Source organism: Bordetella genomosp. 13 (assembly GCF_007679965.1).
Taxonomy (GTDB): Bacteria; Pseudomonadota; Gammaproteobacteria; order Burkholderiales; family Burkholderiaceae_B; genus Bordetella.
Map to the genome: position 1 here is coordinate 196,566 of NZ_VEHL01000008.1, position 15,640 is coordinate 212,205.

14 protein-coding genes are annotated in these 15,640 nt (G+C 71.1%); 6 read left to right on the forward strand and 8 right to left on the reverse strand.

Features of this window, described 5'->3' with window-relative positions; genetic code table 11:
- Window positions 1-40 precede the first annotated feature (40 nt).
- The 5 genes from hpnC to FS845_RS19420 all read right to left on the reverse strand — a co-directional run bounded on the left by hpnC (window position 41) and on the right by FS845_RS19420 (window position 5,761).
- Complete coding sequence (gene hpnC / locus FS845_RS19400; protein ID WP_144638394.1) at window positions 41-868, reverse strand: squalene synthase HpnC; 828 nt, start codon at window positions 866-868, stop codon at window positions 41-43.
- Window positions 869-1,058: 190 nt separating this feature from the next.
- Window positions 1,059-2,519, reverse strand: coding sequence for an N-acyl-D-amino-acid deacylase family protein (locus FS845_RS19405; protein ID WP_144638396.1), 1,461 nt, complete (start codon window positions 2,517-2,519; stop codon window positions 1,059-1,061).
- A gap of 16 nt (window positions 2,520-2,535) precedes the next feature.
- A complete protein-coding gene (locus tag FS845_RS19410; RefSeq protein WP_144638398.1) occupies window positions 2,536-3,525 on the reverse strand; it encodes a Bug family tripartite tricarboxylate transporter substrate binding protein in 990 nt (329 codons plus the stop codon).
- Window positions 3,526-3,716: 191 nt separating this feature from the next.
- Entirely contained in the window at window positions 3,717-4,760 is a 1,044-nt protein-coding gene (locus FS845_RS19415) for a threonine/serine dehydratase (protein WP_260986355.1), read from the reverse strand.
- Window positions 4,761-4,768: 8 nt separating this feature from the next.
- Window positions 4,769-5,761: an N-carbamoyl-D-amino-acid hydrolase gene (locus FS845_RS19420; RefSeq protein ID WP_144638400.1), complete on the reverse strand. Its 993-nt coding sequence runs from the start codon at window positions 5,759-5,761 to the stop codon at window positions 4,769-4,771.
- A gap of 325 nt (window positions 5,762-6,086) precedes the next feature.
- Here FS845_RS19420 and FS845_RS19425 point away from each other — a divergent pair, with 325 nt between their 5' ends.
- The 3 genes from FS845_RS19425 (at window position 6,087) to FS845_RS19435 (ending at window position 9,176) form a co-directional block, all read left to right on the forward strand.
- Complete coding sequence (locus FS845_RS19425) at window positions 6,087-7,052, forward strand: LysR family transcriptional regulator (protein WP_144638402.1); 966 nt, start codon at window positions 6,087-6,089, stop codon at window positions 7,050-7,052.
- 73 nt (window positions 7,053-7,125) lie between these two features.
- Entirely contained in the window at window positions 7,126-8,256 is a 1,131-nt protein-coding gene (gene alr, locus FS845_RS19430) for an alanine racemase (protein WP_144638404.1), read from the forward strand.
- Window positions 8,257-8,459: 203 nt separating this feature from the next.
- Window positions 8,460-9,176, forward strand: a complete 717-nt coding sequence (locus FS845_RS19435) for an SDR family oxidoreductase (RefSeq protein ID WP_144638406.1) — start codon at window positions 8,460-8,462, stop codon at window positions 9,174-9,176.
- A gap of 92 nt (window positions 9,177-9,268) precedes the next feature.
- Here the strand turns inward: FS845_RS19435 and FS845_RS19440 are convergent, their stop codons facing one another.
- From FS845_RS19440 to FS845_RS19450, 3 genes are all read right to left on the reverse strand, one after another.
- Entirely contained in the window at window positions 9,269-10,330 is a 1,062-nt protein-coding gene (locus FS845_RS19440) for a hypothetical protein (RefSeq protein ID WP_144638408.1), read from the reverse strand.
- A gap of 82 nt (window positions 10,331-10,412) precedes the next feature.
- Window positions 10,413-10,988: an RNA polymerase sigma factor gene (locus tag FS845_RS19445; RefSeq protein WP_144638409.1), complete on the reverse strand. Its 576-nt coding sequence runs from the start codon at window positions 10,986-10,988 to the stop codon at window positions 10,413-10,415.
- 143 nt (window positions 10,989-11,131) lie between these two features.
- A complete protein-coding gene (locus tag FS845_RS19450; RefSeq protein ID WP_144638411.1) occupies window positions 11,132-12,976 on the reverse strand; it encodes a vWA domain-containing protein in 1,845 nt (614 codons plus the stop codon).
- Between the two features lie 128 nt (window positions 12,977-13,104).
- Here FS845_RS19450 and radA point away from each other — a divergent pair, with 128 nt between their 5' ends.
- From radA to FS845_RS19465, 3 genes are all read left to right on the forward strand, one after another.
- Window positions 13,105-14,469 carry a DNA repair protein RadA gene (gene radA / locus FS845_RS19455; protein WP_144638413.1) on the forward strand — a complete coding sequence of 455 codons (1,365 nt, stop codon included), beginning with the start codon at window positions 13,105-13,107 and terminating at the stop codon, window positions 14,467-14,469.
- Complete coding sequence (locus tag FS845_RS19460; RefSeq protein WP_144638415.1) at window positions 14,466-15,242, forward strand: sulfite exporter TauE/SafE family protein; 777 nt, start codon at window positions 14,466-14,468, stop codon at window positions 15,240-15,242. The genes radA and FS845_RS19460 overlap by 4 nt, the downstream gene beginning before the upstream one ends.
- 164 nt (window positions 15,243-15,406) lie before the next feature.
- Window positions 15,407-15,607, forward strand: coding sequence for a hypothetical protein (locus FS845_RS19465; RefSeq protein WP_144638417.1), 201 nt, complete (start codon window positions 15,407-15,409; stop codon window positions 15,605-15,607).
- Window positions 15,608-15,640 lie beyond the last annotated feature (33 nt).

Here is a 15,640-nt window from a genome sequence, read left to right on the forward strand (position 1 = left end):
TGCGCCGGTGCCGGACCGGCGGACGGGTGGGTTGTTCATCTTAGGTAAGGGCACGCCACAGCATGACGGCCCAGTCGCGCGCGCCCAGTTCGGGGCGGTTCATGAAGACGTCGTACCGGGCTTGCTCGATGCGCTGCAGGATGCGCAGGCCGCCCTGGACCACCAGCCGCAGTTCCAGGCCGATGCGTCCCGGCAGTCGGCGGGGTAGCGCAGCCCCGGAGTGTAGCAGCGCCCGCGTGCGCTCCACTTCGAAGGCCATCAGCGCGCGCCACTCGGGCGACAGCCGGCCGATGGCGAGGTCCTGTTCCGACACGCCGTGGCGGCGCAGGTCCTCCTGCGGCAGGTAGACGCGCTGCTTGCGCCAATCCACCCGCACGTCCTGCCAGAAATTGACCAGCTGCAGGCCGGTGCAGATGGCGTCGGCGTCGCGCACGTTCTCGGGCGTGACGGCGTCGTAAAGGCCCAGCATCAGGCGGCCCACCGGATTGGCCGAGCGGGCGCAGTAGTCCAGCAGGGTGGCGTAGTCGTCGTAGCGCTTGACCTGCACGTCCTGCTCGAAGGCGGACAGCAGGTCGAAGAACGGCGTGATGGGCAACTGGTGGCGCGCGATGGTGTCGGCCAGCGGCTCGAAGATGTGCGCCAGTTCGGGCGCGGGCCGGATGGGCGCGCCCGGTTCGGCGCCGATGCGGTGCAGCTCGGCGCGCATCGCGCCCAGCCTGGCCAGGCGTTGTTCGTCGGTGTCGTCGCCCTCGTCGGCGATGTCGTCGGCGGTGCGCGCGTAGCGGTAGATGGCCGTCACCGCGGGGCGCAGGTGGCGGGGCAGGAGCAGCGAGGCGACAGGGAAGTTCTCGTAATGATCGACGGCCATACGGGTATGCGAGACGAGGGCATTGGAACCCTGTGCGAAGGGTCCCGCCCGACCGGGCCATTGTAAGGAATGCGCCTGCGCGGATCGCGGACGGCCGATACGGCTTGTGTCAGCCTTTGTAAGGCCGTCGCGGGGACGGGCCGGCGCGACGCGGGCCGTTGCGGCGCATCCCGCGTCGCACGGGCCGCGATCACCCGCGCGGCGCCGGGCGGATGACCGCGCCGCTGCGCGCGCCCGTGCCCGCGCCCTGGTGCCAGGCCAGTTCGCCATTGACGAACACGGCGTCGATGCCCTGGGCCTGGCGCGTGGGGGACGACCAGGTGGCGGTGTCCGCCACGGTGTCCGCGTCGAAGACCACCAGGTCGGCGTGGTAGCCGGTGTGCACCAGGCCGCGATGCGGCAGCCGGAAATAGGCGGCCGTCTTGCCGCTCATCTTGTGCACCGCCTCTTCCAGCGTGAACAGCCCCATGTCGCGGCAGTAGTGGCCCAGCACGCGCGGGAAGGTGCCCCACAGGCGCGGGTGCGGGGCGGGGTCGTGCGGCATGCCGTCCGAGCCGATCATCGTGCCCGGAAAGGCCAGGATGCGCTCGACGTCGCGCTCGTCCATGATGAAGTAGATGGCCCCCGCGGGTTGCAGGCGGTCCACGGCGTCTTCTTCCGACAGGCCCATGTCGCGCGCGATGTCGTCCAGGTTCCAGCCGGCGTATTGCGGATACGGCACCGACTTGCTGACGATGACGCGGCTGGAGACGGCCAGCCGGTCCTTGCGCAGGATGGTCGAGCCGGCCACGTAGGGGTAACAGTCCAGCGCCACGGGCTGCCGCGCCATGGCCTGCGCGACGTGCGCCAGCGTCTGCACCGAGCGGCCATGGTTGCGCGGGCCGATCAGCTTGTGGTGCGACACCAGCACCGGCGCGTCGCTGGCGCGGCCGACGGCGAAGGCCTCGTCCAGGGCCTCGAATATCCGGTCGCCCTCGTCGCGGATGTGGCTGGCGTACAGGCCGCCGAACTCGCGCAGCACCTGCGCCACCGCCACCAGTTCGTCGGTGGTGGCGGGCATGGCGGCCGGATAGGCCGTGCCGGTGGACAGGCCGATCGCGCCGCTGGCCATGGCCTCGCGCAGCAGCTCCTGCATGCGCGCGATCTCGTCGGCGCGCGCGGGCCGGTCCAGGTCGTCCATGGCCGCCACGCGCAGCGAGGTATGGCCGACCAGGCAGGCGGCGTTGACCGCGGGCGGATGGCGCTCCAGGTTCCGCAGGTAGGCGCCGAACGTGGCGAACGGGAAGTCCGCCGTCTCGGTGCCCAGCAGGTTCACGGGCGCCGGCACGTCGGCGCGCCTGCCCGGTAGCCACGGCGCCTGGCTGATGCCGCAGTTGCCCGTGACGACCGTGGTCACGCCCTGGCTCAGCTTGGCCGGCATCTCCGGCGTCTGCGTCAGGTAGCGGTCGTCGTGGGTGTGCGAGTCGATGAAGCCCGGGGCGACGATGCGTCCGGCGGCGTCGACGGTGCGTGCGGCGCAGACCTGCGACAGGTCGCCCACCGCGGCGATGCGGCCGCCCGCCACGGCCACGTCGGCGCGCTGGCGGGGCGCGCCGGATCCGTCGATGACGGTGCCGCCGCGGATGATGAAGTCGTACCGATCGGTGGTCATGCCGCCCTCCCTGGCGTCAGTCGACGTTGACGTTGGCCTGCCTGATGACCTGCGCCCACACGGGACGTTCCTTGTGGGCGCGGTCGAACAGGGCCTGGCGCGGGCCGACGTGGGGCACGTAGGCCATCGCCTTCAGCTTGTCCTGCACCTCCTGCGAGGCCAGTGCCTTGTTCATGGCGCCGTTCAGGAAGTCCAGGATCTTCGGATCGGTGCCGGCAGGGGCGACGTAGCCGGTCCAGGCCACGGCCTGGTAGCCCTTGAGCCCCAGCTCGTCCAGCGTGGGCAGCTCGGGCAGGATGGGATCGCGCGCGGCCCCGGTCACGGCCAGCGGCACGACCTTCTTCTGGTCGATGAAGGACGCGATCGACGAGATGTTCTCGAACACCAGGTCCGCTTCGCCACGCAGCACAGCCAGGTCGGCCTCGACGCCGCCCTTGTAGGGCACGTGCATCAGTTCGATGCCGGCCATGCTCATGAACATGGCGGCGCTCAGGTGGCCCGTGGTGCCATTGCCGCCCGAGGCGACCACCAGCTTGCCGGGCGCCTTCTTCGCCATGGCGATCAGCTCGTCCACACTCTTCACGTTCAGGCCCGGGCGCACGGCGAGCACGTTCTGCACCGAGCCGGTCAGCGCCACGGGGGTCAGCTGCTTGTCCGCGTCGTACGGCAGCTTCTTGTACAGGGACTGGTTGATCGCCATCGTGGCCACGTTGGCGAAGCCGATGGTGTAGCCATCGGGATCCGCGTTGGCGACGGACGCCGTGCCGATCATGCCCGATGCGCCCACGCGGTTCAGCACCACGAAATTGCCTCCCGTGCTCTTGCCCATTTCGGCGGCCAGCAGGCGCGTGACCAGGTCGGGCGTCGTGCCGGTGTTGAAGGGCACGACGATAGTGACGGCGTGCTCGGGATACTGCGCGTGGGCGGCCGGGGCGGCCAGCAGCGCGGCGGTGGGGAGGAGGGCGCGCGACAGCAGGCGCGCGGCGTTCTTCAGCAGCGAGGACATGGTGATTTCCTTCCTTGGACTGTTATAGGAGTAGTGAAGATCACGTGGGCAGGCTTGCCTGCCCACGGTACTGCAGGCGTTCCGGTTCTGCGCCGGACTCGTTGTTTACTGCCGTCTCTCTCGCTGGGGTGATGGGGTTCGCGTCGATCTCCGCGGGGCGATGATGGACTCGCGGCGCGGCCGGCGCGCCGCTACTGCGCCAGGCTGGCCAGCAGCGGCAGGTCGATGTTGCCGCCCGACAGCACCACGACGCTGTCGCGGCCCTGCGTGTCCAGCCGGCCGGCCAGCAGCGCGGCCAGCACCACGGCGCCGCCGGGTTCGACCACCAGGCGCAGTTCCTCCAGCGCGTAGCGGATGGCGGCGCCGACCTCCGTGTCGCTGACGGCCGCCGCGCCAGCCAGGCAGCGGCCATTGATGGCATACGGCAGTTCGGCCGGTGTGGCGGCCTGCAGCGCATCGCACAGCGTCTTCGCGTCCGGGGCGTTCTGCTCGCGCCGGCCGCTTTGCAGCGAGCGCACGGTGTCGTCGAAGCCCGCGGGCTCGACCGCGACCAGGCGGGCCTGCGGTGCGAGCGCGCGCACGGCCAGGCTGCAGCCGGCGATCATGCCGCCGCCGCCGCAGGGCGTGGCGAACAGTCCCAGGTTGGCCAGCGCCTGGGGCGGCAGGTCCTGCAGGGCCTCCACGGCCAGCGTGCCCTGCGCCGCCAGCACGTCCGGGTGGTCGCCGGGCGGCACCAGCGTCGCGCCGCTGTCCTTCAGCAGGCGCATGCCGATCTCCTCGCGGCTTTCCTTGCTGCGGTCGTAGCGCACCACGCGCGCGCCGTGGCGTTCGGCCTTCTCCACCTTGTTCTGCGGCGCGTCCACCGGCATGACGATCGTGGCGGGGATGTCCAGCGTATGCGCCGCCCAGGCGATGGCCTGGCCATGGTTGCCCGTCGAATAGGCCACCACGCCGCGCCGGCGGGCCTCGGCGTCCAGCTTCAGCAGCGCGTTGAACGCGCCGCGCGCCTTGAACGAGCCGGTGACCTGCAGGTTCTCCAGCTTCAGCCAGATGGGCGCGCCGGCCAGGTCGTCCAGCCGCGGCGAACGCAGCAGCGGCGTATGCCGCACGTAGGGCGCGATGCGCCGCGCGGCGGCCCGCACGTCCTCGTACGTGGGCACGCGCAGGCGGCCCAGCATTTCATGGTCGATGGCGTCGGGCAGCGCGGTCAGGGTGGGATTCATCGTGGCGTTCATGGGAAGTGTCAGCGGGACGGCGTCCAGACGGCGGGCGGCACGCTGCCGGTCTGTTCGACGATGCGGCCATAGGCCTCGGGGCGGCGGTGCTTCTCGAAGTTGAAGACGGTGGTGCGGCCCAGTTCGCACAGGTCCAGGTTGCAGTCGGCGACGATCAGCTCGTCGTCCCAGGTGGCGGCCAGCGCGATGATCTCTCCCTGCGGGTTGACGATGATCGAATGGCCGAACAACTCGTGCCCGTCTTCCTTGCCGGCCTTCGCCACGGCCACGCCGAAGCAGGCGTTCTGGTAGCAGCCGGACTGGATGGCCAGCTGCGAGTGCAGCACGCGCAGGTGATGCGCCTCGAAGCCGCGGTTGTCCTGGTTCATGGCGGGCGTGTTGTAGCCCAGCATGACCAGCTCGACCTGCTGCAGGCCCAGTACCCGCCAGGCCTCCGGCCAGCGGCGGTCATTGCAGATCAGCATGCCCATGTTGACCGGCTGGCTGGCCGCGCCCACGGGCGCCCGCACCACGGGAAAGCCCAGGTCGCCCACTTCGAAATAGCGTTTTTCCAGATGCTGCACCGCGCGGTGCGCGGCGTATTCGGCATGGCCCGGCAGGTGCACCTTGCGGTACTTCAGCACGATCTCGCCCGATGGGGCGATGATCACCGAGGTGTTGAAGCGGCGCTTGCCCGCCACGCCCCGCGCATCGGTCTCGTGGATCAGTTCGGCATAGCCCAGGTATACCGTGATCCCGTACTTGCGGATGGCGTCGAACAGGGGCTGGGTGGCGGGACTGGGTAGGCTGGTCTCGTACCAGTGGTCGGCTTCGTCCAGATTCTCGTGGTACCAGCGCGGGAAGAACGTGGTCAGCGCCAGCTCGGGAAACACCACGATTTCGGCGCCGCGCTGGTGGGCGCGTTCCAGCAGGCGCAGCATGCGGGGAATGACCACGTCGCGGCCGTCGGCCTTCTGGATCGGGCCGAGCTGGGCGGCGGCGACGGTGATGGTGCGGGACATGGCGGCATCCTGTCAGAGGGAATTTCGATGGCGCCAGCATGCGTCGGGACCACGGCGGAGTAAACCGTTTGCGGCCCGGTCCGAGCGTGTGCCCCGGCATGCGGAAATCGCTCCAAGCCGCTGAATCGTATGGCTATTTTCAGGTTTCCCGATGGGCGTGCACCATCATGGAGCGTGCATTTGGTTATGGGCGCTATGCAAAACAGCATGGCCCGCTCTATCCTTTTTCGGCACACTGTCCGGCCATCATCGGGCCGGATGCCGCGCGGGCCGCGGCCCGGTCTCGCGGCCGTCCCCCGCCCCTCGCTCCTACCCGCATCGCTCCATGGCCAGCATTTCCCCGTCCGGCGTCGGCAGGCTCAGCCTGCGGCAGATCGAAGTCTTCCACGCCATCATGGTCACCGGCTCGCTCAGCGAGGCCGGCCGCATGCTGTTCGTCACGCAGCCCGCGGTCAGCCGCATCCTGGCCTCGGCCGAGAACCGCCTGCGTTTCGCGCTGTTCGAGCGGGTCAAGGGCCGCCTGCATCCCACGCCAGAGGCACGCCGCCTTTTCGTCGAGGCCGAGCGCATCTTCGACGGCGTGCACCGCCTGAACGCGCTGGCGGCCAATCTGTCGACCGGCGCGGAGGGCACGCTGAGCATCGTCTCCAGCCCAAGCTTCAGCGAATGGCTGATCCCGCTGGTCATCCAGCGTTTCCGCGAGCGCCACCCGGGCACGCAGATCCGCTACCGCCCGCTGGCCTTCGACATGCTGCTGCCGCACGTGCTGCTGGGCCATGCCGACTTCGGCATCGCCTCGATGGCGCCGCCCGCGCAAGCCCACGTGGTGGCCGAGGAGATCGGCCATGGCTGGCTGGCCTGCGCGATCCCGCGCGGCCATCCGCTGGCCCGCCTGACGCGCATCCGCGCCGACGACCTGCGCGGCCACCTGCTGATCGGCTACGAGTCCGACACGCCGTTCGGCAGGCTGGCCAGCCGCTTCCTGGATTCCGGCGAAGTCCCGGTCAAGCCTGACATCGAGGTGCGCGCCACGCCCGAGGCCGTCGCGCTGGTGCGGCAAGGCGTGGGCGTGGCGCTGATAGAGTCGTTCGGCTATCACCCGGAATCGCGCCAGCATTTCGTGCTGCGCCCGATCGAGCCCTTGCTGCCGCACAAGATCCAGTTGCTCCACGCGGCCAACAGTCCCTTGTCGGCGCCGGCCAGGCGTTTCGTCACCGCCTTGCGGCACGTGCTCAAGCGCTGGCCCAAGGCCTTCACGGGCGAACCGGGCGAGCCCGCCGATGCCGCCTGAGCCGACCGGAATCGTGCCGCATTACGGCCGCCCCGGTAAAATCCGGCCTTGATGTTTCCTGGAATGTCCTGCCATGCCGCGTCCCATCTCCGCCTCGGTCTCTGTCTCCACGCTGCGCCACAACCTGTCCGTGGTGCGCCGCCATCTCGACCAGGATGCCGCGCGGGCGGGCGCCGAGCCGGCATCGATCTGGGCGGTCATCAAGGCCAACGCCTACGGGCACGGCATCGAGCGCGCGGTGTCCGGGTTTTCCGCGGCGCAGGGGCTGGCCATGCTGGACCTGGACGAGGCCGTGCGCTGCCGCGAGGCCGGCTGGGGCGGTCCCATCCTGCTGCTGGAAGGCTTCTTCCAGCCGTCCGACCTGGAAATCGTCGACCGCTATCACCTGACCTGCACGGTGCACACGCGCGAACAGCTCGACATGCTGGCCAGCGCGCGGCTGTCGCGCCGGGTCGACGTCATGGTCAAGCTCAACAGCGGCATGAACCGGCTGGGCTTCGCGCCGCACGACTACGCGCAGGCCCATGCGCGCGCCGTGCAACTGCATGCGCGGGGCGTGCTGGGCTCGGTCGGCCGCATGACGCACTTCGCCTGCGCCGACGGGCGGCCGGGCGTGGCCGGCCAGCTGGAAGCCTTCGAAGTGGCCACCGGCGGCTTGCCCACCGGGCCGGTCAGCGTCTGCAATTCGGCCGCCACGCTGCGCTTTCCCGAGATCGCGCGCGGCGGCGCCGGCATGCCGCACTGGGTGCGGCCGGGCATCTGCCTGTACGGCGCCTCGCCTTTCGACGACGTCCCGGCCGCGTCGTACGGCCTGCGGCCGGCCATGTCGCTGCGCTCCGAGATCATCGGCGTGCAGAACGTGCCCGCCGGGCAGGCGATCGGCTACGGCGCCACCTTCCACACCGAACAGGCCATGCGCGTGGGCGTGGTGGCCTGCGGCTACGCCGACGGCTATCCGCGCCACGCGGGCACCGGCACGCCGGTCACGGTGGCCGGCGTGCCCACGCGCCTGCTGGGCCGGGTGTCGATGGACATGCTGATGGTCGACCTGGGCCCGGTGCCGGCAGCCGGTGTCGGAGCGCCGGTGGCGCTGTGGGGCGAGGGCGGCCCGTCGGTGGACGAGGTGGCCAGCGCCGCCGGCACCATCGGCTATGAGCTGCTGTGCGCCGTGGCGCCGCGCGTGCCGATGGTGACCCGGCCCTGACCGGGGGCGGACGCCGGACGGGGCATGCCGCGGTTTCCTTGACGCTAATTCGACGCGCGGCGGGTTACCGTCACCGGACCGGGGCGCGCCGATTTGTCACGCAAAGCGCATGACATCCGCCCTGGGCTTGGTGTCTACTGGGCGCATGGCGCGGCGCCGGGCGTCGCTGCTTCAAAAATGATCAACGTTAAAGGGTTCCATCCATGAAGGACAAATGCGTGCTGGTGACAGGAGCCACCAAGGGCATCGGCTGGGCGCTGACGCAGCGCCTGACCGACCTGGGCTGTCACGTCGTGGGCATCGCGCGCAATACCGCCGATGTGGATTTTCCCGGCTATCTGTACGCCTGCGACCTGACGGACGCCGGCCGCACGGAAGAAGTGCTGCGCGAGATCCGCGAGAAATTCCCGGTCGACGCGGTGGTGAACAACGTGGGCGTGGTCTCGCCGCAGCCCCTGGGCGAGATCGACCTGGCCACGCTGTACCGCGTGCTGGACCTGAACGTGCGCGTCGCCGTGCAGGTCACGCAGGCGTTCGTCGAGTCGATGAAGGTGCGCCGCACGGGCCGCATCGTCAACATCGTCAGCCGCGCCATCCATGGCTCGCAGGACCGCACCGCCTACTCGGCTGCCAAGAACGCGCTGGTGGGCTGTACGCGCACCTGGGCGCTGGAGCTGGCCGAGTACGGCGTCACGGCCAACGCGGTGGCGCCCGGCCCCATCGAGACCGAGCTGTTCCGCGACAACCATCCCGCCGGCAGCGATGCCGAGAAGCGGGCGCTGGCGTCGATCCCCATGAAGCGCCTGGGCACGCCGGCCGAGGTTGCCGCCGCCGTGGCCTTCCTGCTGTCCGACGAGGCCGGCTTCATCACCGGCCAGGTGCTGGGCGTGGACGGCGGCGGGTCGCTGGGCGGGCGCTGAACAGGATCGGCGAGTCCGCGCGTCCAGCGGACGCCGATGATCGATCGCGGGACGGCCAGCCGGACATCGCCCGGCCTGGCCGTCCTGCCGGCTCACCGCGCCGGCTCGCTTTCCGGCAGCAGTCGCCGTAGATCCTGCGGAATGTCATATTGCGGCCAGGCCTGCCGCAACGCCTGCAGCGCCTGCACGGCCTCATCCGGCTTGCCGGCCTTCAACATCGCGCGCACCCGCTCGACCTGCTGCTCGGCCGTGCCCGCCACCTTGCGCGGCGCCAGCGAGCGGCTGGTCTTCCGTTCGGCCTGGGCATCGGCTTGCCGGGCGCGTTCCTGCCGTGCGCCATCCTCATGGCCGGCAACGGATCCCCCAACGGCCGCTGTTTGCTGGCGGGCCGTGTTCGATTCCGTGGCGGCCGGCGCCTGTTCGCGATTCGCGTTCGACTCCGCGGCGGCCGGGGCATCCGCCGACGTGGCAGGCGCGGGCTCGGCCAAGGACGCCGGTGGACGGACCGGCGCTGCGCGTACGGGCGATGCGGGCCGCGCGGCGGTTGCTGGCGCCGCGGGTTGCGCAGGCGTGGCCGGTGGCGCTGGCGCCGCGGGTTGCGCGGGCGTGGCGGGCGCCGCGGAGTCCGCGCGCGGCGCATGGCCGCCATGCGGCGCGGGCGCCAGCGACGGTGGCGTCAATCGCCACGGCGGCGCGACGGTCTCGGGCGCGATGCCGGCCCCCGGCCGTGGCATGGACGAGGCCGCGTCGGGCGCCGGTGACGGCGGTGCGTCGGCCTTGCGTTGCATCCGCAATTCCGGCGGCGGCGCGGGGGCGGGAACGGGCGCCATGTCCTGCAATTGCGGCGGCCGGGCCAGTTCCGCGTCGACGCGCGGCGCGGTGGCCTGGCTGGGCGCCTCCGCCTGCCGGGACAGATCGGTCAGCAGCAGCAGGCCGCTGGCCAGCACCACCGATGCCGCAATCGCCCAGCCCGGATGCAGCCGCCGCTGCCTGTTGCGCCCACGCTGGTCCGCCCGCGCGGCGGCGTGCGCCTGGGCGCGGATGCGCGCATCCAGGGCCGGGCCGGGCTCGGCCGCCGGCAGCTTGCCGTACAGCGCGCGCAGGTCGCGGTCGTCGTCATCCATGAAATCGTCGGGGGGCTGTGGCGCGTTCATTGGTGTACCTCGTGCTGCGGGCGCATGGCAGTGCCTTCGTGCCGCGCGCCACGGTATGCGCCCCTGGGACTGCCCGGCCGGCTCATGGCCCGCTCCCTGCGGTGGCGCCCAAGGCGGCGCGGACGCGGCCGATGGCGTAGCGCAACCGCGATTTCACCGTCTCGCGCGGCGTGCCGGTGATCTGCGCGATGTCTTCCACGCTGAGGTCCTGCTCCCATTTCAGCAGCAGCGCCTGGCGCTGCTCGTCGGGCAGCTGCTCGATGGCCCGCTGCAGGCTGCGCCGCGCCTGGAACTGCGAGACCTGCTGTTCGGGCTGCTCGTGTTCGGGGGCCGGCATGGCGGCCAGCACGTCCTCGGCATCGTCGACCGTGGCGCGCGCCGGCTGGCGGCGGTAGCTGTCCACCACCAGATTGTGCGCGATCTGCAATAGCCAGGTCGAGAAGCGGGCCTCGGGGCGGTAGCGGGCGCGCGCATCGATGACGCGGCTCCAGGTCTCCTGGAACAGGTCGTCCGCCGTCTGCGGGTTACGCGTGCCGCGCAGCAGATAGCGGTACAGGCCCGCGCGATGCCGCGCATACAGCGCGTCGAACGCCGCCGTGTCGCCCTCGGCGCCGTAGGCGAGCATCAGCGATTCGTCGTCGGCGCGGGCGATGTCCATGGCCCGGCAGTGTATCGCCGGATGGAAACGCTTGCTTGGCGCGGGCGGCGGGCAGTGCAGGGCGAGCGGCATTGAAAAAGGCCTGTGCAGGGCGCAGTCCGGGGGCGCGAACCCCCGGGCTGCTTTCCGAACGCTGCGATCGCTCAGCGCACCGCGGGCGTGCCCAGCGTGCCGGCCAGTTCGACCAGATTGGCGAACTCGGCCTGCAGGCCGTAGGGGTCGCTGCCGCGCGCGCCGCGCGCCAGCGTGGCGATCTGGGCCGGCGTGTAGCCGTCCAGGTATTTGCCGCCGCGCAGCCACTGGGCGAAGGCAGCGGCCGAGGCCGCGCGCTGCAGGCGTTCGCTGGGCGCGGCGCTCGCGTCGGCCGACACGGCCTGCTCGACCAGCTTGCTCTGGTCCTGGCCCGGCAGCTTGTAGCGCAGGCGCAGGTAGGCGACTTCCGAAGCGCCACGCGGCTTCGCGCCGCTGCCCAGCGCGGGCATCTCCGCGCCTGGCGCGCCCTGTGCCGCGCCATAGCGCAGCGGTTCCACGCGCGGTTGCTCCGCGCCCACCGGCGTGATCTCGTACAGCGCCGTCACGCTGGCGCCCGCGCCGATCTCGCCGGCATCGACGCTGTCGTTGTTGAAGTCCTCGCGCGCCAGGGCACGCTTCTCGTAGCCGATCAGGCGATAGTCGGCCACGGCGGCGGGATTGAACTCGACCTGCACCTTCACGTCGCCCGCGATGGTCAGCAGCGTCGCGCTCATCTCGCGAGACAGCACCTTGCGCGCCTCGGCCAGGTTGTCCAGGTAGTGATAGCTGCCGTTGCCGGCGTCGGCCAGCTGCATGGCCAGCGCGTCGTTGTAGTTGCCACTGCCCACGCCCAGCGTGGTCAGCGCGATGCCGCGCTTGCGCTGCGCGCCGATCTTGTCCTTCAGCGCCTGCAGGTCCACCGTGCCCACGTTGAAGTCGCCGTCGCTGGCCAGCAGGATGCGGTTCACGCCGTTCCTGACGTAGCCTTGCGCCGCCTGGGCGTAGGCCAGGTCCAGGCCGGCCGAGCCATTGGTCGATCCGGCCGCGCGCAGCCCGTCGATGGCCGCCAGGATGCGCGCCTTCTCGCGCGCCGAGGTCGAGGGCAGGGCCACGCCGGCCGACCCGGCATAGGTCACGATCGCCACGCGGTCCTCGGGCCGCAGCTTGTCCACCAGCTGGCGCAGCGCGGCCTTCAGCAGCGGCAGCTTGTTCTTGTCCGCCATCGAGCCGGACGTGTCGACCAGCAGCACCAGGTTGGACGCCGGAATGGCCTCGGGCGCCACCTCGTAGCCCTGGATGCCCACCAGCAAAAGCTGGCGCTTGGGATTCCAAGGCGCGGGCGCCAGCTCGGTGGTGACCGAGAACGGCTGTTCGCGCTTGTCCGGAACCGTGTAGCCGTAGTCGAAGTAGTTGATGAAGGCCTCGCTGCGCACCGCGTCCTGCGGTGGCAGGCGGCCTTCGTTCAGCAGGCGCCGCACGTTCGAATACGAGCCGGTGTCCACGTCCACCCCGAAGGTCGACACGGGCTGCTCGGCGGCCAGGTGGACCGGATTGTCCTTGTAGGCGCTGTAGTTCTCGTGGTCCTCGACGGCGGGCAGCAGGTCGGGCGCCACGCTGTCCGCCGCCGGCGCGTAGGCCGCGACCTTGCTTTCCATGCGCATGCGTTGCGCGGCGCTGGCGGGCGCAGGGCGCGGCGGCGGCGGCGCGGCGGGCTCGATCAGCGGCTGCGGGGCAGCAGCGGCGGCCCGCTGTTCAAGCTGCGCGCCCGGAGCGGGCATCGGCGCGGCGCGCGATGGCGCCTGCGCGGCGGGCCGGGGCTGCGAGGCCGGGGAGGCGCCGGAAGCGGGCGTGCCGGCCGACGGCATGTTCGAAGCGGGCCCGCCGGAGGACGGCGTGCCGGATTGATTGCAGGCGGCCAGCAGCGCGGCCATCAGCGTGGTGCAGACGAAGCGTACGGAGCGGGACGGGACGGTCATGGCGGTTTCCTTGTTGGTGGGCCGTACTCCGTTAAACGCGCGGCGCCGCGGAAAGGGGTTGATCGGATGTGCAAGCAAAGGTATCGGGCCGCCGCGGCGCGGGCGCCCGTCCCCGGTAGAATCCCGCCATGGCCAAGTCACGAACCATCTATGTCTGCGCCGAATGCGGCGGCACCTCTCCCAAGTGGCTGGGGCGCTGTCCGCATTGCGAAGCGTGGAACTCCCTGGAAGAAACCGTCGAGAAGCCCGCCTCCGCCGCGGCTGCCTCGCACCGCTATGCGCCGCTGGCCAACTCCACGCCCGTGCGCAGCCTGTCCGACATCGAGGCGCGCGAGACCCCGCGCCAGCCCACCGGCCTGGACGAGTTCGACCGCGTGCTGGGCGGCGGCCTGGTGGCGGGCGCCGTGGTGCTGATCGGCGGCGATCCGGGCATCGGCAAGTCCACGCTGCTGCTGCAGGCGCTGGCCTCGCTGTCCGCCACCACCCGCGTGCTGTACGTCACTGGCGAAGAATCCGCCGAACAGGTGGCGTTGCGCGCGCGCCGGCTCGACCTGCACACGGGCCAGGTCGACCTGCTGGCCGAGATCCGGCTCGAGGCCATCCAGGCCGCGGTGGCCGAGCAGAAGCCCGCCGTGGCCGTCATCGACTCCATCCAGACGCTGTACAGCGGCGAACTCACCGCCGCGCCGGGTTCCGTCTCGCAGGTGCGCGAATGCGCCGCGCAGCTCACGCGCCTGGCCAAGCAGACCGGCATCACCATCGTGATGATCGGCCACGTCACCAAGGACGGCGCGCTGGCCGGCCCGCGCGTGCTCGAGCACATCGTCGACACCGTGCTGTATTTCGAGGGCGACACGCATTCCTCGTTCCGCCTGGTGCGCGCCTTCAAGAACCGCTTCGGCGCCGTCAACGAGCTGGGCGTGTTCGCCATGACCGACCGCGGCCTGCGCGGCGTGGCCAACCCGTCCGCGCTGTTCCTGTCGCAGCATGCGCAGCAGGTGGCGGGCTCGTGCGTCATGGCCACGCAAGAGGGCACCCGGCCGCTGCTGGTCGAGATCCAGGCCCTGGTCGACAGCTCGCACGCGCCCAATCCGCGGCGGCTCACGGTCGGCCTGGAAGGCAACCGCCTGGCCATGCTGCTGGCCGTGCTGCATCGGCATGCGGGCGTGTCCACCTTCGACCAGGACGTGTTCGTTAACGCGGTGGGCGGCGTGCGCATCACCGAGCCCGCCGCCGACCTGCCGGTCCTGCTGGCCATCATGTCGTCGCTGCGGGACCGGCCGCTGCCGCGCGGCCTGGTGGCCTTCGGCGAAGTCGGCCTGGCCGGCGAGATCCGGCCCGCCCCGCGAGGCCAGGAACGCCTGCGCGAGGCCGCCAAGCTGGGCTTCGGCATCGCGCTGATCCCCAAGGCCAACGCGCCGCGCCAGCCCATCGAAGGGCTCGAGATCTGGGCGGTCGAGCGCCTCGAAGACGCACTGGAAAAACTGCGGTGAGCATCGCCGTCGTAGCCGCCTGCCTGGCCGGCGGCGCGTCCATCGGCTTGCTGGGCGGCGTGCTGGGCATCGGCGGCGGACTGATCGCCATTCCGGCGTTGGCCCTGCTGCTGGGCATGTCGCAGCAAGAGGCGCAGGGCACCGCGCTGATCATGGTGCTGCCCACCATCATGGTGGCGGTGCGCAAGTATCACGAGCATGCCCGCTTCGACCTGCGCGTGGCCGCGGCGGGCGCCGCGGGGGCGGTGGCCTTCACCTGGGTGGGCGCGCGGCTGGCGCTGGGCATCCCGTCGAGTACGCTGCGTCAGAGCTTCGCGGCGTTCCTGTTCTGCGTGGGCCTGTTCTACCTGTACCAGACGTGGCGCAAGGGGCGTCCCGCGCCCGCAGCCGCCACGCCGCGGGCGCCGGCGCCCGCGTTCACCGCGCCGCGCGCGGCGCTGCTGGGCGTCGTGGCCGGCACGCTGGGCGGCTTCTTCGGCGTGGGCGGCGCCATCCTGGCCGTGCCCATCATCACCACGGTGTTCCGCCTGCCGCAGACCACCGCGCAGGCGCTGGCGCTGTCGATGATCATCCCCGGTTCCACCATCGCGCTGATCACCTATGCGTGGGCCGGGCAGGCCGACTGGACGGTCGGCATCCCGCTGGCGCTGGGCAGCCTCGGACTGGTGCCGATCGGCGTGCGGCTGGCCTACCGGCTGCCCGAGCGCAGCCTGCGCGCCGCCTTCGCCATCATGCTGTTCGCCACGGTGGCGCTGCTGATCTACGAGTCGTAGGCCGCCTCGTTCAGCTTCGCAAAAGTCAGCCTGCCGACAGTGTCGCAACGATGCGTAAAAGTGCGGCGGATGACGCAACCTTCGCGGCGCACGCCTGCTCCAACGTCCTACACACGCATCACGGCACTTCCGCTGGACGTGTGCTCAACGAAGGAGTATCCACCATGACGACTCAATCGCGCATTGCCGCGTTCCTGTCCACTTCGGCGCTCTGCCTGGGCCTGGCGGCTGCGCCTTCGGCCTTCGCCGCTTCGTCGGCCACCAACGGCACCCACGCCAAGACGGCCAAGCACAAGGCTCACGCGCACAAGTCCGGCGCCAAGAAGGCCGCCGCGCCCGCGCCTGCCACGATGCCCGCCAAGTAATGCCACGAACACGGCAGGCCGGTCCTGCGTCCG

Bases quoted from the DNA above. Each gene is read 5' to 3' on its own strand.
- FS845_RS19440 (WP_144638408.1), bottom strand. From the start codon at position 10,330: ATGAACGCGCCACAGCCCCCCGACGATTTCATGGATGACGACGACCGC.
- FS845_RS19415 (WP_260986355.1), bottom strand. From the start codon at position 4,760: ATGAACGCCACGATGAATCCCACCCTGACCGCGCTGCCCGACGCCATC.
- radA (WP_144638413.1), top strand. From the start codon at position 13,105: ATGGCCAAGTCACGAACCATCTATGTCTGCGCCGAATGCGGCGGCACC.
- FS845_RS19410 (WP_144638398.1), bottom strand. From the start codon at position 3,525: ATGTCCTCGCTGCTGAAGAACGCCGCGCGCCTGCTGTCGCGCGCCCTC.
- FS845_RS19445 (WP_144638409.1), bottom strand. From the start codon at position 10,988: ATGGACATCGCCCGCGCCGACGACGAATCGCTGATGCTCGCCTACGGC.
- FS845_RS19435 (WP_144638406.1), top strand. From the start codon at position 8,460: ATGAAGGACAAATGCGTGCTGGTGACAGGAGCCACCAAGGGCATCGGC.
- hpnC (WP_144638394.1), bottom strand. From the start codon at position 868: ATGGCCGTCGATCATTACGAGAACTTCCCTGTCGCCTCGCTGCTCCTG.
- FS845_RS19450 (WP_144638411.1), bottom strand. From the start codon at position 12,976: ATGACCGTCCCGTCCCGCTCCGTACGCTTCGTCTGCACCACGCTGATG.
- alr (WP_144638404.1), top strand. From the start codon at position 7,126: ATGCCGCGTCCCATCTCCGCCTCGGTCTCTGTCTCCACGCTGCGCCAC.
- FS845_RS19420 (WP_144638400.1), bottom strand. From the start codon at position 5,761: ATGTCCCGCACCATCACCGTCGCCGCCGCCCAGCTCGGCCCGATCCAG.
- FS845_RS19425 (WP_144638402.1), top strand. From the start codon at position 6,087: ATGGCCAGCATTTCCCCGTCCGGCGTCGGCAGGCTCAGCCTGCGGCAG.
- FS845_RS19465 (WP_144638417.1), top strand. From the start codon at position 15,407: ATGACGACTCAATCGCGCATTGCCGCGTTCCTGTCCACTTCGGCGCTC.
- FS845_RS19405 (WP_144638396.1), bottom strand. From the start codon at position 2,519: ATGACCACCGATCGGTACGACTTCATCATCCGCGGCGGCACCGTCATC.